The organism is Pseudoalteromonas sp. JC3 (assembly GCF_030291895.1).
Classification (GTDB): Bacteria; Pseudomonadota; Gammaproteobacteria; order Enterobacterales; family Alteromonadaceae; genus Pseudoalteromonas.
Window position 1 is genome coordinate 1,399,055 of record NZ_CP127855.1, and the last position, 18,813, is coordinate 1,417,867.

Annotated in this window: 17 protein-coding genes; 4 read left to right on the forward strand and 13 right to left on the reverse strand. The window is 45.3% G+C overall.

Features of this window, described 5'->3' with window-relative positions:
* Positions 1-123 precede the first annotated feature (123 nt).
* Entirely contained in the window at positions 124-489 is a 366-nt protein-coding gene (locus QSH61_RS05740) for a PilZ domain-containing protein (RefSeq protein WP_010378318.1), read from the reverse strand.
* Positions 490-715: 226 nt separating this feature from the next.
* The gene (gene ettA, locus QSH61_RS05745) at positions 716-2,380 is read right to left on the reverse strand and encodes an energy-dependent translational throttle protein EttA (protein WP_010604458.1); all 1,665 of its coding nucleotides are present in this window, start codon (positions 2,378-2,380) and stop codon (positions 716-718) included.
* A 462-nt stretch (positions 2,381-2,842) separates the two neighbouring features.
* Here ettA and QSH61_RS05750 point away from each other — a divergent pair, with 462 nt between their 5' ends.
* Together QSH61_RS05750 and QSH61_RS05755 are read left to right on the forward strand one after the other, a co-directional pair.
* Positions 2,843-4,783: a LodA/GoxA family CTQ-dependent oxidase gene (locus tag QSH61_RS05750; RefSeq protein WP_206471238.1), complete on the forward strand. Its 1,941-nt coding sequence runs from the start codon at positions 2,843-2,845 to the stop codon at positions 4,781-4,783.
* A gap of 11 nt (positions 4,784-4,794) precedes the next feature.
* Positions 4,795-5,874, forward strand: a complete 1,080-nt coding sequence (locus QSH61_RS05755; protein ID WP_174168461.1) for an NAD(P)/FAD-dependent oxidoreductase — start codon at positions 4,795-4,797, stop codon at positions 5,872-5,874.
* 156 nt (positions 5,875-6,030) lie between these two features.
* On the opposite strand, the gene QSH61_RS05760 is transcribed toward QSH61_RS05755, so the two are convergent.
* From QSH61_RS05760 to QSH61_RS05800, 9 genes are all read right to left on the reverse strand, one after another.
* Positions 6,031-7,326, reverse strand: coding sequence for a sensor histidine kinase (locus tag QSH61_RS05760; RefSeq protein ID WP_248298626.1), 1,296 nt, complete (start codon positions 7,324-7,326; stop codon positions 6,031-6,033).
* Positions 7,327-7,334: 8 nt separating this feature from the next.
* Complete coding sequence (locus tag QSH61_RS05765; protein ID WP_206471240.1) at positions 7,335-8,705, reverse strand: sigma-54-dependent transcriptional regulator; 1,371 nt, start codon at positions 8,703-8,705, stop codon at positions 7,335-7,337.
* Positions 8,706-8,773: 68 nt separating this feature from the next.
* Entirely contained in the window at positions 8,774-11,161 is a 2,388-nt protein-coding gene (locus QSH61_RS05770) for an FtsX-like permease family protein (RefSeq protein WP_206471241.1), read from the reverse strand.
* A complete protein-coding gene (locus QSH61_RS05775) occupies positions 11,158-11,865 on the reverse strand; it encodes an ABC transporter ATP-binding protein (protein WP_206471242.1) in 708 nt (235 codons plus the stop codon). The genes QSH61_RS05770 and QSH61_RS05775 overlap by 4 nt, the downstream gene beginning before the upstream one ends.
* An 18-nt stretch (positions 11,866-11,883) precedes the next feature.
* Positions 11,884-13,131 carry an efflux RND transporter periplasmic adaptor subunit gene (locus QSH61_RS05780; RefSeq protein WP_206471243.1) on the reverse strand — a complete coding sequence of 416 codons (1,248 nt, stop codon included), beginning with the start codon at positions 13,129-13,131 and terminating at the stop codon, positions 11,884-11,886.
* A gap of 235 nt (positions 13,132-13,366) precedes the next feature.
* Positions 13,367-14,305, reverse strand: coding sequence for a polysaccharide deacetylase family protein (locus QSH61_RS05785; protein WP_206471244.1), 939 nt, complete (start codon positions 14,303-14,305; stop codon positions 13,367-13,369).
* 2 nt (positions 14,306-14,307) lie between these two features.
* A complete protein-coding gene (locus QSH61_RS05790; RefSeq protein WP_206471245.1) occupies positions 14,308-14,859 on the reverse strand; it encodes a YbhB/YbcL family Raf kinase inhibitor-like protein in 552 nt (183 codons plus the stop codon).
* Positions 14,856-15,965, reverse strand: coding sequence for an alkene reductase (locus QSH61_RS05795; protein WP_206471246.1), 1,110 nt, complete (start codon positions 15,963-15,965; stop codon positions 14,856-14,858). Before QSH61_RS05795 ends, QSH61_RS05790 begins: the two co-directional genes overlap by 4 nt.
* A gap of 13 nt (positions 15,966-15,978) precedes the next feature.
* Entirely contained in the window at positions 15,979-16,398 is a 420-nt protein-coding gene (locus QSH61_RS05800; protein WP_039491082.1) for a VOC family protein, read from the reverse strand.
* A gap of 112 nt (positions 16,399-16,510) precedes the next feature.
* On the opposite strand from QSH61_RS05800, the gene QSH61_RS05805 reads away from it, so the two are divergent.
* Positions 16,511-17,437, forward strand: a complete 927-nt coding sequence (locus QSH61_RS05805) for a LysR family transcriptional regulator (RefSeq protein ID WP_206471247.1) — start codon at positions 16,511-16,513, stop codon at positions 17,435-17,437.
* A gap of 96 nt (positions 17,438-17,533) precedes the next feature.
* Positions 17,534-18,151, forward strand: a complete 618-nt coding sequence (locus QSH61_RS05810) for an HAD family hydrolase (RefSeq protein ID WP_206471248.1) — start codon at positions 17,534-17,536, stop codon at positions 18,149-18,151.
* A gap of 46 nt (positions 18,152-18,197) precedes the next feature.
* Here the strand turns inward: QSH61_RS05810 and QSH61_RS05815 are convergent, their stop codons facing one another.
* Both QSH61_RS05815 and QSH61_RS05820 read right to left on the reverse strand, forming a co-directional pair.
* Positions 18,198-18,410 (reverse strand): hypothetical protein, encoded by a 213-nt coding sequence (locus QSH61_RS05815; RefSeq protein ID WP_010604115.1) that lies wholly within the window; start codon positions 18,408-18,410, stop codon positions 18,198-18,200.
* Between the two features lie 32 nt (positions 18,411-18,442).
* Entirely contained in the window at positions 18,443-18,625 is a 183-nt protein-coding gene (locus QSH61_RS05820) for a hypothetical protein (protein WP_174168472.1), read from the reverse strand.
* Positions 18,626-18,813: the final 188 nt, after the last annotated feature.

Genomic DNA, 18,813 nt, shown 5'->3' on the forward strand with positions numbered 1-18,813 from the left:
GAAACTCAAAGCCGTGGGCTTTTGCTTGTTCACGCCAGTGTGGGTGTTCATCAACAGAAATTCTTAACATAAGTGTAAAATCGATCCGTCTAATATCAATTAGCTTAATTAAGCGAATTGGTATTAATCATCATCGTAGGTGAGCTGCTCTAGCTCGCGATGAAGTATATCATCATCTCCCAGGTTAAGTTCAATAAGGCGCTTTAAATGCGTCACACTATCGAGATCGATTTGGCGGCAATGTACACCTAGATGACCTTCTTCAACGTGACGAACCTCTACCTCCATTGTAATTTGAATATCACTACCAGGTAGATAAAAGTTTAAACTTGCAGGGTCGTTTTTAAGTGGCACATAGCCATCGGGCAGGGTGAGTAATGCGCCATTGAGCGACAAATCCAAGATTTCGCAGCTAAAATCACCGCTTGAGGCCATAAACTGTGCCTCGTTTGAAAAAATAACTCTGGAAAAACGTCGACGTTCTTTCATTACTGATCCTAATAGTCCGTATAGGTAAAGAATAGCTTATATCATTGTGCTCGCTACTAACAATGACAATAAATTACGCCGCTTGGATGGGATTGCTACTGCAATTTGATTTGCGACTTGCCTCCACAGTGCGGCATGAATAAAGCTAAGCAAGTATTAAAAAATAAAAAAGGCTCCTAACGAAGAGCCTTAGATTATCATCGTTGATAGACTAATGTTTTAATTGTTAGCCAATCTTCTTATATTTGATACGTTTAGGCTCTGCCGCCTCAGCACCAAAGGTCTTCTTCAACCATTCTTCGTATTCAGTGTAGTTGCCGTCAAAGAAGTTGATTTGGCCTTCATCACGGTAGTCTAGAATGTGGGTCGCGATACGGTCTAGGAACCAACGGTCGTGCGAGATACACATAACGCAGCCCGGGAATTCTAAAATCGCATTTTCTAGGGCTCGTAACGTTTCAACGTCTAGATCGTTGGTTGGTTCATCCAGCAACAGTACGTTACCGCCTGCTTTTAGTAGTTTTGCTAAGTGCAGACGATTGCGCTCACCACCAGACAGCTCTTTTACAAACTTTTGTTGGTCATTGCCCTTAAAGTTAAAGCGGCCAACATAGGCGCGGCTTGGTACTTCAAAGTTACCAATTTTAAGAATGTCTTGGCCGTTAGAGATCTCTTGGAATACGGTGTTATTACCGTCCATGTCATCACGGAACTGTTCAACAGTGGCGATTTCAACCGTTTCACCAATAGTGATGTTACCACTATCTGGCTGCTCTTGACCGCTTAGCATTCTAAACAGCGTTGACTTACCCGCGCCGTTTGCACCGATGATCCCAACAATTGCACCTTTAGGTACGTTGAAGTTCAAATCGTCAATCAACAATCTGTCACCGAAGCTCTTACGTAAGTTGCTCACTTCAATCACTTGGTCGCCTAAGCGAGGACCAGGTGGAATGAATAGCTCGTTGGTTTCGTTACGCTTTTGATAGTCGTTTTGCTGAAGCTCGGTAAACTGCGCCATACGTGCTTTAGACTTAGCTTGACGACCTTTTGGATTTGAGCGTACCCATTCAAGTTCTTTTTCAATCGACTTCTGGCGTGCTTTCTCTGATTTTTCTTCTTGCTTCAAACGTGCATCTTTTTGCTCAAGCCATGAAGAATAGTTACCTTCCCACGGAATACCATGGCCACGGTCAAGCTCTAAAATCCAGCCTGCTACATTATCTAGGAAGTAGCGGTCGTGGGTGATCGCTACCACTGTGCCCTCGTAGTCATGAAGGAAGCGCTCCAACCACGCAACCGACTCGGCATCTAAGTGGTTAGTCGGTTCGTCAAGAAGCAGCATATCTGGCTTCTCAAGTAACAGGCGGCAAATAGCAACACGGCGTCTTTCACCACCTGATAGGTGCTCAATTTTCGCATCCCATTCTGGTAAACGAAGCGCATCGGCAGCGCGCTCAAGCGCATTATCTAGGTTGTGACCGTCATGTGCTTGGATAATAGCTTCTAATTCGCCTTGCTCTTTAGCTAGCGCATCAAAGTCAGCGTCTTCCATTGCGTACTCTGCGTACACTTCGTCTAATCGATTCAGGGCGCGCTTAACTTCGCCAACTGCTTCTTCAATCGTTTCACGAACGGTTTTGCTTTCGTCTAGTACAGGTTCCTGCGGTAGGTAACCGATCTTAGTACCAGGTTGCGGACGTGCCTCGCCCTCGAATTCGTTATCCACACCCGCCATAATGCGAAGTAAGGTCGATTTACCTGCACCATTAAGGCCTAAAACACCAATTTTAGCGCCCGGGAAAAAGCATAAAGAAATATCTTTCAGAATAGTGCGCTTAGGTGGCACAACTTTGCTCACCCGCGACATGGTATAAATATATTGAGCCATGAGTTTCCAATCTCTTTTTTAAGTTAGATGTATTTTAGAGAAAGCCTTCCTGTGCTGCAATGTTGTGGACTACATGATATAAAAAATATAAGTTCCTTCGCTAATTAACTTGAGTTGTGGATAGTTAATACCTTTCTAGCAGTCAGTTCCAGTGCAAACGGTGTTTAATTACTAACCAATAGCTATATTGGTTAGCAAATTCGCCTTGCTTATAGGAAGCTGGCACCATAGCGAGAGAAGGATGCGGAAGCGGTGTTTTCCCTAAAATTCTCTGGTTAGACTAGGAGGTAAATTAAGTTGTACTTTAACAACAATGAGTTAGAACATTCCCTATCCAAATCTTAGATTAAGCAAAATATTTTCGTGTTTAAGTTGTAATTCGATGTAATGGTTTAAGTCAGAAATAGCTTCTACACTGCAGTAATGCTTCATGAATTGAACCACTGTAAAAAGGATTACAACATGTCACATCACTGCAATCAAAACCCCATTGTTTCAGCTGCCATATACCCACCCATAGGTGTAATGCGGGTTGGTAACAGCCCTGAAGAATTTTTTATTGGCCCTGAGGTCGATACCGCCATTCCAAGAGATATGAATTACTATCGCGATAGCACGGGAGCGTTGAAGCGCCAAGCCGCGCGTTTTCGTATTTATGGATTGGACGCTGAGGGCAACATCGTTAAAGAACTCACTTGCGACGATGGCGCTTCTATCATTTGGCATGCTCGCTTGGCTAATCAAAAAGCATCTTGGTATGAGTTTCAATTAGCGTTGGATATTCCAGAGGCGATGGAGGCCGAGCCGAGTTTACTGCGCAACCTCAATGTAAATGACCGTGACAGCTTGCTCATTGATGGTGGGGCGCAGCAGATCAGTGGTATTGCTTCTGGGTGTGGTTGTAGTCGCTTTGAAGGATGCTTTGCTGGTAAAAAAGTGTACTTAGGCGAAATGCGTACCGATGACAAGGGCCGCTTACTTATGCTTGGTGGACACGGGGTGTCAGAAAATCCTCAAGGCCACGAGGCGATCACGTTCGGTAATAATGAAGGCTGGTACGACGATACTTCGGACGGCCCTGTAACTGCTGAGGTGAAATATCAAGGCAAAGCACTTGATGTGAAACCTGCATGGGTTATTTGTGCGCCACCAGATTACGCGCCAATGCAAAAATCTCCGCGAACCATGTGGGATTTAATGCGCCAGGTTGCAGTTGATGCCAAGATGCTACCAGCACCTGAAGGTAACCCCTCCTTTAGTAAAGACATTCTGCCAATTTTCCAAAGGTTAACCGATTTACAATGGGTTAATGCGGGATTTGCCGCAGGGTTTGGCTGGAATAGCCCCTTTGATTTTACTTCAGAGACTTGGATCAGCCGTTTAAATGACAACTCACGCACATGGCAAGAAGCAAGACGTAATCTCTTTAATAACTTTAGACAGATAGAAAAAGTCACCACAGCGGATGAAAAACATAGTTGGAACCCTAAATTTGCTGCTACCGCACCGCAGCTGTGGCCTTGGTTGTACGGCGATGCGATGAGTGTAGATGCCGATGACTCGCCAAGGCAGTTTGTCACCCTGACAGAAATTCAGTTGAATATGTTACAGCAGTGGTCGAATGGCGAATTTGATTCTGATTACGACCCTTGTTATCGCCCCCCAACCAGCATTGATGAAATTCCGGTTGCTGAGCAACCAGAGATGTTAACTAAAGCGGCGATGGAGTTCTGTTTAGCGGATGCTTTCCATCCTGGATGTGAAATGACTTGGCCAATGCGTACAGCGGGCATGTATAGCGAGGCTTTCCGTCTTAAGCATTCAGAAGATACTGCACCGACCCACGGCACCAATTATGGCGTGGAAATGACATCAGAAATCGCGCTGCATTCGAGCGGCCCATTAAAAACGGGGCAGGTTGCTGGTGGCATTACGCGTTGGATGGCCATTCCTTGGCAAACAGATACCGCGAGTTGTCGCGATGGCTACAATGAAGCTTACGACCCTTATTTACCGACCTTTTGGCCTGCACGAGTGCCAAATAATATGCTTAGCGAGCAAAATTATCACAGGGTAGTTGATGAAACTAGGCCATTTGCAGAGCGACAAGCAGCATTTAATGACCGGGAGCTGTGGCTAAACGATTTGCCGATAGGCCCTTCAAACAACTATATTGAGCAGATCAACAGTATGATCACTGGGTTTGGTCAATTGGCGGTGGTATTACCGAAGACAGAAAAAGGCGTAACAGGTTTTCCAACCACCATGCAAGTAGGGTTAACACCAGTCAAAGCTGATCACAAAGCAGAAAAACTGCTGACAGCAAGTCGTAATGAAAGCATGCGAGATTGTCGTCCTGATTTGTCACAAACCGACAAAGCACACCGCCGGAATCGCAAATAATAAGGGCTAATATGGCTGAAAGGAAATCGGATATTGTAATTGTAGGTGCAGGCATTGCAGGATGCATTGCTGCACTTGCCTTGCATCCTCACTATCAGGTGATAGTAGTCGATAAGCTCGCCGCAGCTAAAGACAAAGTGGGCGAGTGTTTACCGCCTGCGGCGTCTAGAATTCTCAAAAAGCTTAACTTGTTGCACTTACTACAAAGCCCGGAACATCTCACTTGTCACGGTATGATTTCGTTTTGGGGTAGTGAATCGCCTACCATAGTGGATAACGTTAAAAACCCCGATGGTTTGGGGTGGCACATTCATAGGCAGCATTTTGAACAGCAGCTTCGTGATCAATTAGTGCTTCGTGGTATCCCTTTATTATCTCCTACAAAGCTCACTGATGTGGTGCAAACACAATCAGGGTGGCAAGTTAGGGTTGAAGGTTGCGACACTGACATGTCTATCACGACAACACTGCTTATTGATGCCACCGGTCGCGCCTGTCATCTGGCGAGGCGACTCGGTGCAAAACTACAACAGTTTGATAAGCAAATGGCACTGTGGCTTACCGCAGAGGTTGCCACGACGAAACAGTTTGCGGTGATAAGCGATGAAGAAAATGGCTGGTGGTATAGTGCGCCGAGCGCGGCATGCTCTTCACTCGATCCTAATATGCAGCCTCGGGTGTTTTCTTGGCAGGCTTGCGCTGATGCGATCAAAAAGTGCAACATTACCAACGCTCAAGATTTTTTAGCCAAAGTAAAGCAGGTGAGGGGATTTAACACCTTAGTGGACTTGGTGAATATAGAAACAGCACACCTGCACCCAATGGTAAGTGCAAATTCGGCCCGTTTGGATAGTTGCGCAGCAAAAGGCTGGTATGCGGTGGGTGATGCGAGCATGAGCTTTGATCCGCTCTCTTCGCAAGGTATGTTGCATGCCATGACCAGCAGCATGCAACTTGCGGATATGCTGCTGTTGCACGGTACGGATTACAAACATGGCGCAAAATTATATCAGTCGCAAATGGATAGAGTGTGGATGCGCTACCTTGAGCATCGGCAGCACTTTTACGAGGGCTCAAAGTTAATCGGTTAACACTTATTATTACTTGTTTGGACTAAAGCAAAGTTTGAATCGAAAGAATGCGGCAACATCTATAGTGGTGAAACCAATACCATTGCTGCTGGCCGTCAGTTGATTGCGATGCTTAAAATGTCTGAATAAATGTTGCCTAGAAGTGGCGGTGAACACTCACTTATTCACTGCCACCAGTGGAAGCTGAATATGAGCAATTGCGCCTTGCGCATCTTTACGATTGGTTAAGCTCAGTTTTCCGTTATGCTGTTCAACGATATTTTTAGCTAAGATGAGACCAATCCCTTTACCCGCTGCTTTAGTGGTGTAAAAAGGTACAAATAGGTTGTCAGCGTTCTTTATGCCATGACCTTCATCGAGTACTTCAATACCTGCGAATTTATGATTGTGGTACGCTTTGACGTAAACAGTATTGCGCTCACCTCCAGCTTCCAAGGCATTTTTAATCAGGTTTACAAGTGCCTGCTCAAGTAAGCTTTGATCAATTTGCAGCGTAAAGTTCTGTTCAATGGTTAATCTCACGCGATTGTCAAAAAGCCCTACGAGCGGCGTTAGTAAGTCACTTATTGATATCGCTTCTATATGAAGTTGATGCTGTTTTGCAACGCTTGCATAGCGATTAACAAATGACATCAGGCCATCGCTGCGCTGCACAATCACGCCAAGCGCTTGTTCAAAATCGGCTTGATTTTCTTGCGTGGTGGGAATTTCTATCAAGGTTTGAGCAAGTGACTTAATCGGCGAGAGAGAATTATGAATTTCGTGGCTGAGCACTCTGATCATTTTTTGCCAAGCGTCGCGCTGAGCTTGACTGACAACCGCTTGCACATCGGTTAAGATCACTAAGTGCGCCTGCATGCCTGCAATGGTAAGCTCGCTATAGCGAAGTTGCCACTCATCACCTAAGGTGGGGTGGTTAAAGTGCCAATGTCCACTATGATACTCAAGGCTAAACTTATGCGCTTTTAATAAACGCTGGCTTTGCCATGGTTTGCCAATCCAATTTGAGAAGGCTTCATTGGCATGCACCAGTGCAGTGTCGTTATCGAAAATTACGATGGGGCTGGGCAGTTGTTCAATGAGCCTAAATAGTAATATGGCTTGGTGGTCTCGCTCTGATTTGAATGATTGCAGCTGTTCACACAATTGCTGTGTTTCCTGCTGCAAACTGTGAAGAATTCCCGAGCTGTCAGAGGTGTAAAAGCGCTGCCCATACTCTTCGTTTTTAATCGCCTCTATGGTGGTTGAGAGGTGATAAAAAGGTTGTATCAGGCGCTGTTTAAAATGATACAGCAGCAGTGCGAGCGGACAAAGGACAAGGATAAAGTAGGTGATAACACTGAGTGTTGAGACCTCAAGGATGACCATAAAAAAAGCGCTGAGCACGGTGAACAGCAACCAAATAACCAGACAAAAAATCTCGATAGTCTGTTCAAAGTTAGGCTTTTTCATAGGCAAGCTCATCGTGTTTTGATATCAAACTTATCAAGGCGACGATATAGGGCACTTTTACTGATCCCAAGTAAAACAGCTGCATCTTCCACATTATCATGGCATTGGCACAGCGCCATTTTAATCAACTTTTGCTCGGCTTGATCTAGCGTCATCATTTCGGGCTCACTCTGCTCTGTGGTTACCACAGATTTTAAAGAAAGCGCGCTTTCTTCAATTTCAGTGCCATCACACAGCAAAATCGCACGCTCCATCATATGGCTAAGTTCACGGATATTACCCGGGAATGCGTAACTTTGTAGTCTTGTTTGTGCTGCATGAGACAAAGGTTTTACGTCTAGTTCGTAGGTCATTGCGTGCTTTTGAATAAAAAAGTCGGCCAGCGGAATTATCTCTGTGCGACGCAAGCGCAGTGGTGGGATCTCAAACTCCATTGTATTTAGTCTGAAATACAGGTCACTACGAAATTGACTTGCTTGTTGTTGCGACTCTAAATCTGCATTAGTTGCGCTAATAATTCTACAGCTTGCATGCTGCGTTTTGCTCGAGCCAACAGCTTCATATTCCCCTGTTTCTAATACTCGTAGTAGCTTCGCTTGTTGAGGCTCTGTGAGTGTGCCTACCTCATCCAAAAACAAAGTCCCTTGCTCAGCCATTGAGAAACGACCTTGTCTATCCTGTTTAGCGTCAGTAAACGCACCTTTCACATGGCCAAACATTTCACTTTCAAACAGTGACTCTGGAATGGCCGCCATATTGGTGCTCACAAAGTTGCCTGTGGTGTTACTTTGCTGGTGGATGTAGCTGGCAATCTGTGATTTTCCCGTACCATTTTCTCCTCTAAGCAATATATTCGCTTTGGTTTTGGCAATGCGATCAAGTTGGCTTTTTAGCGCTTGCATCGTAGGGCTTAACCAGAGTAATGCATCAGCTGGTTCTGCATTTGGCACTATTTTAGCTGTAGTTTGTTGGAGGGAAGCCGATTGTTGTTTTGCAGTGATTTGCTTTAGCCCTAAATGCTTTTTCACCATCATTACTACAGCGTGGTTGTCCCAAGGCTTGGCAAAAAAGTCTTTGGCGCCGCGCTGCATGGCTTCGACGGCGAGTTCGACGCTAGACCAAGCGGTCATCGCAATAAAGGTTGCGCTACTTTGGCTTGCATACTGACTCAAAAAAGCGAGACCTTCATCGCCGGATGTCGTATCGAGCTCATAGTTCATGTCTAGCAGTACAATATCAATGTCGTGCGCATTGAGCTGCTTAGCGGCACAATAAAGACTACTACTTTGGAAAATGGTAAAACCGTGGTTTTTTAGTAAAAACTGTAAGCTAAGGCGGATATCGGCCTTGTCATCAACGATTAAAATTGAACCTTGCATAGTGTGTTGTAGGCAAAGAGCGTTTACACGCCACGCTTTGCCTACGCATTCCTGTTGTTATTATTAACTTATTCGTCTCTTAGCGCTTTAATGGGATCTTGGCTTATCACCCTTTGCACAGGTAAATAGCTTGCGATGAGCGCAATCAGCAGCATGATAGGGATTGTCACGATAACAGCGAACCAGCTCACGGAAATAGCTGTTGTACTTATCTTTGTCAGTATCCCATATCCGATTGCAACGGTTAATGCACTCACTCCAAGGCCAATCATTACCGGTGTTAGACTCTGCTTGAGCACTTGTGCTATCAGTTTGTGTGTATGTGCGCCCAACGACAAGTGAATGCCAAGCTCATAGCGACGCATTTGTACGCTGTAGTTGAGCACGCCGTAGATCCCGGCGCCAGCTAGGCTTAAGGTAAGGGCTAATAGAGCGACAGTCAACATTGCTTGCAGCCAAGTTTGTCTTAACCTCTGGGTTAGCATGCCATCTACAGGCTCAAAAAAAGCAAAGTTTAGACTCGGATGAATGACCTTGAGAGCATGAGTTAATTGGACTTTTGACAGTGCAGAATTCCCCTTGATAATAAAAGATGTGCTGCCTTCAGTGACAGGCAAGTAATAGCGCTCTAAGGTATAGCCTCGGTTGCCCGTAGGTACGTAAATATCACTCACAACCCCAACCACTTTTCTTGGCACCTCTCTGTCAGCATAGAGGGTTTGACCGATTGGATTTTCATCTTTGTACAAACGCTTAGCGAGTGAGGCCGAGAGAATTATTTCATTGTTGTCTGAGCCTGAGGCCATGATCGGTGTAAACCGGCTTCCTTGCTCAAGTGGTAGTGAAAGCGCAGTGAAACCGTCTTCGTCGTAAAAGGACAAACTGACGATACCGATCAGCGCAATATTTTGGTCATACAAATAATTTTGCCATCCCATTTGCAAAGGCGAAGCATAACTTGCCGATATCGATGTGATGCTCGCTTGATTGGCTAAAAGCTGTTTGATTTGCTTGCCAAGCTCAAAGTTATCGATTCCTGTGGCACTGCCGTCGATACGGACATAGTACAAATGCTCAGTATCAAACCCAGTGGGATGGGTCATTTGCGCGTATGCGGGAACTAATTTGTTGGCTGCAAGAAAGAGTAAAATACTGGCAAAGCATACTTGTAATGCCACCAACACTTGACGAGTACGCTTGGAAATTTGCGCGCCAGTGCCTTTACCGCTGCTGTGTAGCGCATCTGTTAGGGCATGATAGTTTACTTGTTTGCTGGTAAACCAGGCGATGAGTAGCGCCATTATCAGACTCAGTGCACAAGCAACCACTATGGTCGGCCAATCTAGAGTTAAGCCCTGCATGCGACTAAATAAATAGCTCAAGTCGTTTGCTAACCAAACATTCAACCACTCGGCAAGCAATAATCCGAGTATAGTAGCTGCCCCCACTAACAGGACGCTTTCGCAAAACATACTGACAAAAATGTGAGTAGGCTTTGCCCCCAGTGCCGCTTGAATTGCCATGGTGCGCTGTTTTTGCGCAGCCCTTGAGAGAAATAAATTAACAACATTGGTCAGGGCAATGAGCACCAAAACCGCAGCTGAGAACAACAAGGTAATGGCGAGCTCATCACTTCGTGCAACTATTTTGTCGCGCAGTGGTGTAAACTGAGCGCCAATTCGCGTGTTAGGCGCTACGTTTTCACGGGATTGGTAAAGCGTGTTAATCTGTTCGCCCAGCGCATGATTCATCTGCTCAATGTTTACACCCGCTTTCAGTCGAGCGATACCGTTAAACTGGCTACTGATGTTATTCCAGTGCGAGGTGGTGGTGACAGGCTCCGGAAAGCTACTAAAGCCGCTAACGGGAAAGCCACCAAAGATCTCAGGCACTTCAAACGCTTCTCCCGTTACTCCGATAATTTGATAGCGTTCACGATCTATGGAGGTGTAGCTACCAACGATATCTGGATCGGCATTAAAGTGCGTTATCCAAGAATGATAACTCAGGACTAAAACTTTTTGTTCATCGCTGACGCCTTCGTCTTGCTTTAGCGCGCGACCAAGATGCAGTGGCGTGCCTAACAACTCAAAGAATTCGGGAGTCACTCGAATTATGTCTACCGTGGGCATATCCTTAATGTCCATAAAACGAGATGATACCAAGTGCATCATCGTCATTTTGTCGATAAATTGCTTATCTTGATATAGCTGAAACTGGGTGGAGAGCAGTTGGAATCCATATTGGGTTTCTCCATTAATGGTTTCGCTTTGATCGGTCACCCACAGCTTATCTGCATCAGGGTAGGGGAGCGGTTGCGTGATCAATCTATGGTTGATATTAATCACTACCGTTAGCGCTGCTAAGGTTAATGCTAGGGTGACAAGTACGGTAAGACTAAATCCCGGAAGCTTCCTCAGATTTGACAGTGCGAGCTTAAATTCCTCTTTTATCATCCCACCATCTCCAAATTCATTTCATCCACCATCACCCCATCTAACAAGAACAGTTTACGTTTTGCCATGTCTGCATACCTAGGGTCGTGGGTAACCATACACATGGTTGTGCCTTGGGCGTTTAGGTCGCTCAGCATGTTCATTACGGCATCGCCATTTTTTGAGTCCAAGTTTCCTGTAGGTTCGTCAATAAGCAGAATATCTGGCTGATTGGCGAGTGCACGGGCGATGGCGATACGTTGCTGCTGTCCGCCTGACAGTTGATTGGGCTTATGTTCTGCTCTGTGGGTCATTTGTACTAACTCCAAGCAAGTCATTACCCGTTTTTTTAACGCAGTATTTGAGAGTGCAGTGCTACTGTACTTGATAGGTAAGGCGATATTGTCAAAGACGTTCAATTCATCAATGAGATTAAATGACTGAAACACAAAGCCAATATGTTTATTTCTTAGTGTGGCTCTTTGGTTGACGTCAAGGTTACTGACATCGTTACCCGCAATTGTGTAGGTGCCGGTGCTTGGGCTGTCTAATAAACCAAGAATATTTAGAAGTGTTGATTTACCGCAGCCCGATGGGCCTGAAATTGACAGATATTCGCCCTGAGTTACATTGAGGTTTACGCCACGCAGTGCCAGTGTTTCCATTCCGCCGAGGACAAACTTTTTAGTGATGTTTCTAAGTTCAATAACGTGTTTATTATTCATTGTTCTTCCTTTGGTTTGTTATTTGCTCAAAGTCACTACGGGTGTGTCGGCATAAGATGCCATATCCGACAAAATAAACTGCTGATTTGTCGAAGCGCCACTGAGCAGCTGAATGTGCTGTGACGTTTCTGCGCCATAGTGTACTTGAATTGCACGGGCTTGTTGTTTTTCTTTATCAACAAGATATAAGGTTGCTTGACTATAAGGTTTTGCACCGACGGGTTTGTCGATGAACAGTGCGGAACTCAATTTGTCGATAGAGACTTTTCCCTCAATATTTAGCTCGGGGCGAGCACTCGCGGGCAGACTTTTAGGCAGTGTCACCTCAACTTCAATATTGCCATTTTGTACCATTGGATTAATGCGCGACACTTGGCCTTCAATTAAGTCGTTACGGGTATTGATGCTCACATGCTGAGCCAGCTTTATTTGCTGGGCATAGGCTTGTGGGATCTGTAATTGCGCATATAAATCAGTGGTGCTGCCAACTAACACCAATTGAGTGCCAAGAGAGACACTTTGTCCAAGTTCCACATGAAGTTGCTGCAATACTCCTTTGATCCCAGCCCGTACAGTGAGCTTATTCACCCTATCTTGCACCAATAAAAATGCTTCATTACTGGCATCAATATTTGACTGCGCAAGCTGCAGGTTGGCTTTGTGTAAGGTCTGCAATTGTGATATTCGCTGTTGTTCAATATTAATGCGACGTTTCAGCTGGCGATGGGTAAGTACCGCGCGTTGGTAGTCGAGTTTAGAAACAACCCCATCTTCAACCAACTCTCCTTGAGCGCTAACCTCCAGCTCGGCACTTTCTAACTCAGATCTCAGAATTTCCAAATCTGCCTGGTGAGACAGCAGTTCTCGTTGTTGATTGATATCGAGCTGTAGATATTGGTCTTGCGATTGCGCCAAACTGCGTTTGGCATCTTTTAAAGATTGGGCCAAATTTGCATCTTGTAACTTCATAATGATGCTGTCGGGGTTAACTTGTGCACCTGGGCGCAACACAATTTCTTCAACCGTGGCATCGCTCGCGGCACTTATCAAACGCGGCGTTTTCGATTTAAGCTGACCATATCCAGATACACTGACTTCTAAATCTCCTTGCTGGACCTCCGCAATCCATGTTTTTGCCATAGGCAAAGATGCCTGCGCTGAGGGCTGTATTAGCAGCCATATAATAACGATGGCGAAAATGGTTCCGCCAACAGCCCACATCCAGTTAACCTTGTTGCGCTTTTTATGTTCGACTTGTATATCCATGTTGATATCTCTGGTGGAATGAAGGTTGTTATTACTCAGTAGATAACAAGTTGCATGCCAAAATTTAATTTACTGAAATTATTAGATTTTTTGTTTTGTCTGTTTGCATGGAAGGAGTGCTTTTTGCGGTTTCGAAAATAAAAATTGTGGTTTTGGGAAGCTCGATTGTATTTGCAAGTGCGCAGAAGAAAATAGGCTCATCAATAGAGCCTATGAATTGCAGCGTTATTATTTGTTAAAACACGCGTTCTGGGTTGGTTGGTACGTCTTGCTGTTTTAGGGTCCATTTGGCTATGTCTATTTTGCGCATAAACTTAACCTTTGGGTGCGATTTAGCGTAGTGAATAAAGTCGTCAAGTGCTTTTACGCGTGCAGGGCTGCCTGCGAGTCTGTCGTGTGCACTAATAGACATCATGCGGCGCTGGGATTTTCCTTCTTCATAAAGCACATCAAACTCGTCCTTTAACTCTTGCAAATAGGCTTTTGCTGTCATTGCGGAGCTGCCGCCATAGCGCACGATATCGTTGTTTCTAAAGGTGTAGGGGACAACAACGAAAGGCTTGCCATGGACCGGTGTTAACGAAGGCTCATCCCGAGATAAGTCATCAATATGATAGACAAAACCAAGGGACTGCAAAATAGTTAGAGTTTGCTGTGAATGGCGCATCCAAAATGCGTTAAAGCCTTTTGGCCTTTGCCCAGTGATCTTTTCAAGCACATCTGCACTGTGAATATAAGATGCACGTTCTTCTTCGGGTGTCATCGAGTATTGTGGTGTCCAGTTTTGTCCATGACCTGAAATTTCATGCCCTTTTTCTGCCACCATTTTGGCAAGTTTAGGATTAAGCTCTGCAGCTTTTCCTACCATGTGGGACGTCACTTTGATGTTGTGCTTATCCCAAAGCTTAAGCAATCGTGGGATCCCTTCATTCATGCCATACTGATACCAAGTAGGAGCGACGGTGTCGGGGTAGCCCGCTTCTTGCTGAGGAAATGGCCCAGGATCGCTTGGGTCTTGCGCGGTTGCTTCAAACTGCATGGAGATAGAGATCACCAATTGAGCATCATCAGGCCAGTAATGGCCAGACTCTATTTCAGCGCCGTGGGCTGTGCCTGCAAGCAGGGCAGTTGCTGTTAGTAGCGCTCGAATACTTGTGGTCAACGTGGTACGCATGGTTATTCTCCTGCGGCTCTTGGGCCGGCATACACAGAAAGTGTTGCCTGCGCTAAGCTATGCTGGTGGATAAAAAATCCAGTAAGTGGTGCCGTTGCACCAGCTGGCACGGGGAGTGTATCTACATCTAGTGCATGCACGGTAAAGGTGTATTTATGTTTGCGGCCAATAGGCGGGCACGGGCCAAAGTACCCAGGCTTTCCTAAATCCGTATTACCTTCAATGGCTTGGCTTGGTAAAGTTTCTGCAAGCCGAGTCGTGTCTTTGGGCAAGTTATACACTTGCCAGTGCCAAAATCCGCTGCCGGTTGGTGCGTCTTGATCGTAAAACGTCACCGCAAAGCTCTTGGTTTGTTTAGGTGCATTTGACCAAACTAAGGTTGGCCGTGTGCTGTTTCCCTCGCAGCCAAATTGATCCCAGTATTGAAATGGTCGAATAGATTTTTCGGCAACAAGATCTGGGCTTTCTAGTGTAAACTCAGGTGCTGAAATTGCATCGGTTGCACCGAGTAATGCCATAGAGGCTAGGGATAAATGCAGTAATAATGGCTTCATATTGCACCTTTTGCTCTTAATTGTTGGAAATCTGCATAGTCGGTGTAGCCTTGCTCGCTACCACCAAACAAAGGCGCATCAGGGTTGATTGGACTCAAAGGCAATTGATGAGTTAGACGGTATACGAGGTCTGGGTTGGAGATAAACTTGCGACCAAAAGCCACAAAGTCAACTAGACCTTGCTCAATAAGGGCTTCGGCTTGCTCTGGTTCGTAATTGCCCGCGCCGTGAAATTTTCTTCTTAGTGCTTGCCTAAAGCTCTCCGTCACGACCGGCGCATCATCCCAGTCCGCTTCAGCTAAGTGCACATAGGCAATGCCTAAGCGGTTAAAGTGCTCCGCGGCGAGCAAAATAGTATCAATGGCTTCTTCGTCTTGCATGCCACGTTGGGTAATAAAAGGCGCTAATCGGATCCCTACTTTTTCAGGTCCAATCGCTTGGCTAATCGCGGTGATAACTTCAACCGCAAAGCGAATTCGGTTTTCCTTCGAGCCACCATATTGATCATGACGTTGATTAGAGCTGCGGCGTAAAAACTGGTCGATTAAGTAGCCATTACCAGCGTGGATCTCGACGCCATTAAACCCTGCCATCATGGCATTCTCAGCCGCATGGACATAATCTTCGACTATGCTCTGTATTTCTTGGGTTGCCAGTGCGCGTGGTGTTGGGCAATCGACCATTTCACCCACTCCTTTTTCGTTGACCACCCACACTTGTGCGTCGGGCGCCAGTGCTGAGGGGGCGACGGGTTGGCCATCTTCATGAAAAGTGGAGTGAGACATACGACCGACATGCCAAAGCTGACAGAAAATACGGCCACCTTTTTGCTGGACTGCATGGGTGATTTCTTTCCATCCAGCAACCTGCGAAGCGGTATAAATTCCGGGAGTAAATGAATATCCTTTGCCCTGACAAGAAATTTGTGTGGCTTCACTGATGATAAGCCCTGCCGAAGCGCGTTGGGCGTAGTACTTTGCCATCAACTGATTTGGAATATCTCCCGGTTGTGTTGTTCTAGAGCGGGTCATTGGTGCCATCAAAATGCGGTTTGGTAAGATTAAATTACCGAGTTTTTTCTGCGTAAATAACAATGGATCAGACATAGTATTCTCCTAATTATTGGACAAGTGAGTTGATGTGGCGTGGGAACAGCACTTCAATTTTTAGAGATTCAGGTGCAAAGATAAAAACCTGATGCTCATTGCTTATAGGGACATCTCGTTCCACGTAGCGAACGCCAAAATGCTCTAGTCGGGCGATTAACCCGGGGTAATCGTCACCACGAAATGCAATATGATCTATGTTGCTAGTACTCATGCTTGTGTTTTGCACAGAACCAAGGTATTCAGCCTGTGCTTGGGTATGTGGTGATTGTTCAACCAGATGAATGAAAGGTTGTTGTTGGTCGCCATAGAACCACTTTCCTGGAAATGGAAAAGGTGGACGTAAGCCTTCTTTAAGCCTAAGCACCTGCTCAAAAAAGGTCGCCATTTTTGCCATGTCATGTGCTCTAAACAAAAAGTGATCTAACTGCATGGTGTGTTACCTCCATTGGTGTTAGCGATTTATGCGTTGAGAACAGTCTATTTGTTTATTAATATTTGATAATTGGCTTTTATATAAAATTACTTTTCATAAAAGGTGAATAATGAAAAGCAAAGCAGACGATATGGCGCTTTTTGTTCAAGTGGTGCGCTCTGATGGCCTGGCTGCGGCAGGGCGAGTATTAGGGCTTTCTCCAGCGAGCATGACCGCACGGATCAATGCACTCGAAGCGCACTATAAAACCCGTTTACTGACTCGAAACACCAGAAGTATCAAACTGACCGAAGCGGGAGAGCGGTTTTATCAGGGCTGTGTGCGAGTCATTGAGGAGGTTGCGGCGGCGGAGGCGCTACTGCAAGATGCCGATCCCGATTTGAGAGGCACACTCAAAATTGCAGCAAGCTCAGACTTTGGTCGTCAGTACGTGGTTCCCGCCGTTGCGGAGTTTGCCACGCAGCATCCACAGGTGGTGGTTAACTTGAGCTTGGGGGAGGGCTTGGTCAAATTAGTTGAGTCTGGCACTGATATCGCCATTCGTTATGGTAATTTAAATGATAGCAGTTTGATATCTCGGCCTCTGTTAAACAACCGCAGAATGCTGGTGGCTGCCCCAAACTATCTCGAACGGTATGGTACACCAGATTGCTATCAAGCATTACAGCGCCATCGCTGTTTAGTACTGGAAAGAGCAGGACAGGCGCTAAACGATTGGTATTTTATCGACAGAGACACGCAAGCAACCATCATTGAAACCGTGCCTACCTGTTTAGTGAGTTCAGATGGAGAAGTATTGCGAAACTGGGCTATTCAAGGGCTTGGGATCACCATTAAGTCATGGCTGGATGTTCACAAAGATATTAAAGCGGGGCGATTGGTAGAGTTGTTGCCAACTCAAACATTGGGATTTAGTCCAACGGACTCAGACAAAGTTGCGCTGCAAGCGATTTATCCATCTAGGCAGTTTCAACCTCGCCAAGTCAAAGCATTTCTGACCTTTTTTAGCGAGTATTTACAACAAATGCATGATTGATTTCATTTCATTGGAGTCTACCGAATTAGCCGTGCGTAAGTGATAAATATATGCATAATAAACGCTCATATTTAAACTAACTAAAGAGGTTCAAGGATGGCAATTGGCAATATTAAACACGTAATTTTTGACGTCGGTAACGTATTTGTGAGGTGGTCACCGGAGGAGATTGTTCGGCTTACCTTTGGCAACCAATGCGACGTTGAGAGTCTAGCTAAGCAGCTGTTCCACAGTGAGATTTGGTTTGCGATTAATCGAGGCGAACTGACTGAAGCAGACACCAAGCACGCTTTTATGCAAACCTGTCACTTAACCTCTGAGCAAGCTGACGAACTGTTCTTTTATATCAAAGAATCACTGATCCCACTTTATGGCACGCTTGCACTGATGCAGCGCCTAAAGGCGGCTGGATATAGTGCTTATGCCCTAACCGATAATGTGCACGAGATTGTGAGCCACCTAAAAGCGCGTCATACTTTCTGGCAACACTTTGACGGAGAAATTATTTCTGCTGAGCTTGGCTGCATGAAGCCCGGCAAAGCTATTTTTACTCATTTACTGGAGCGCTACCAACTGGCGGCAGGTGACTGTGTTTTTCTTGATGATGTCTTAGCGAACGTCGAAGGTGCAAAGCAGGTTGGGTTACATGGCATTCAGTTCTTTAATGCGGCTCAAGCTGAGCGCGAGTTGCGTGAGCTAGGATTAGTGTTTTAAGCAGGTCGAGACTCCAAAATAGGCCCAAGTACGGGCCTAAAAAGAATTAATCGCACATATACTGTCTATTTGTGAAAGCACAGTCGTGATCACCGTAACAAGAGATAGCACCTGTACGACAATCGTGGCGGTTAGTCGGTACACAGTCCAAATCAGTCAAACGGTTTACACCACCACCAATTTGGGGGGTTGCTTGTGGTGCAATAGCTTGAGCATTGTTTAAGTTTTTAAGCGGCTTTTTATTCAGTTTAATTTTCATTTTTCATTTCCTTTGGGTGGTAAGAAAGCGTATTAACAGCGAAGGGAGCCACAGTTATAGCAAGAACCAAATGCTTTCGTGTTGCATAACTCGGTTATTTCTCTGTCACAAACCGCGGTTAAATAACCTCCCGCGATGTTTGGTGTTTGGGCTTTTTCCAAGCCTGCAGTATGGTTCAGTTGTTTTATCTTTCTTTTTGTTAGTGTTAATTTCATCTTATTTTCCTTATTGTGAAAGCTTGAATTGTCGTACAAAAAACAAACTACATTATTGACTGTACCCAACGTAAATTATTTGTCAAATATGTTTTTTAAAGGTTGAATTTGTGTTTTTCTCAATTGCCTTATTTCAACCCTGTGTAACTTCAATGCTCGATGACAAGCAGCTTTTTAGCCTTGAGTGC

Coding starts and splice junctions, on each gene's coding strand:
- QSH61_RS05740 (WP_010378318.1), bottom strand. CDS start 489: ATGAAAGAACGTCGACGTTTTTCCAGAGTTATTTTTTCAAACGAGGCA.
- ettA (WP_010604458.1), bottom strand. CDS start 2,380: ATGGCTCAATATATTTATACCATGTCGCGGGTGAGCAAAGTTGTGCCA.
- QSH61_RS05750 (WP_206471238.1), top strand. CDS start 2,843: ATGTCACATCACTGCAATCAAAACCCCATTGTTTCAGCTGCCATATAC.
- QSH61_RS05755 (WP_174168461.1), top strand. CDS start 4,795: ATGGCTGAAAGGAAATCGGATATTGTAATTGTAGGTGCAGGCATTGCA.
- QSH61_RS05760 (WP_248298626.1), bottom strand. CDS start 7,326: ATGAAAAAGCCTAACTTTGAACAGACTATCGAGATTTTTTGTCTGGTT.
- QSH61_RS05765 (WP_206471240.1), bottom strand. CDS start 8,705: ATGCAAGGTTCAATTTTAATCGTTGATGACAAGGCCGATATCCGCCTT.
- QSH61_RS05770 (WP_206471241.1), bottom strand. CDS start 11,161: ATGATAAAAGAGGAATTTAAGCTCGCACTGTCAAATCTGAGGAAGCTT.
- QSH61_RS05775 (WP_206471242.1), bottom strand. CDS start 11,865: ATGAATAATAAACACGTTATTGAACTTAGAAACATCACTAAAAAGTTT.
- QSH61_RS05780 (WP_206471243.1), bottom strand. CDS start 13,131: ATGGATATACAAGTCGAACATAAAAAGCGCAACAAGGTTAACTGGATG.
- QSH61_RS05785 (WP_206471244.1), bottom strand. CDS start 14,305: ATGCGTACCACGTTGACCACAAGTATTCGAGCGCTACTAACAGCAACT.
- QSH61_RS05790 (WP_206471245.1), bottom strand. CDS start 14,859: ATGAAGCCATTATTACTGCATTTATCCCTAGCCTCTATGGCATTACTC.
- QSH61_RS05795 (WP_206471246.1), bottom strand. CDS start 15,965: ATGTCTGATCCATTGTTATTTACGCAGAAAAAACTCGGTAATTTAATC.
- QSH61_RS05800 (WP_039491082.1), bottom strand. CDS start 16,398: ATGCAGTTAGATCACTTTTTGTTTAGAGCACATGACATGGCAAAAATG.
- QSH61_RS05805 (WP_206471247.1), top strand. CDS start 16,511: ATGAAAAGCAAAGCAGACGATATGGCGCTTTTTGTTCAAGTGGTGCGC.
- QSH61_RS05810 (WP_206471248.1), top strand. CDS start 17,534: ATGGCAATTGGCAATATTAAACACGTAATTTTTGACGTCGGTAACGTA.
- QSH61_RS05815 (WP_010604115.1), bottom strand. CDS start 18,410: ATGAAAATTAAACTGAATAAAAAGCCGCTTAAAAACTTAAACAATGCT.
- QSH61_RS05820 (WP_174168472.1), bottom strand. CDS start 18,625: ATGAAATTAACACTAACAAAAAGAAAGATAAAACAACTGAACCATACT.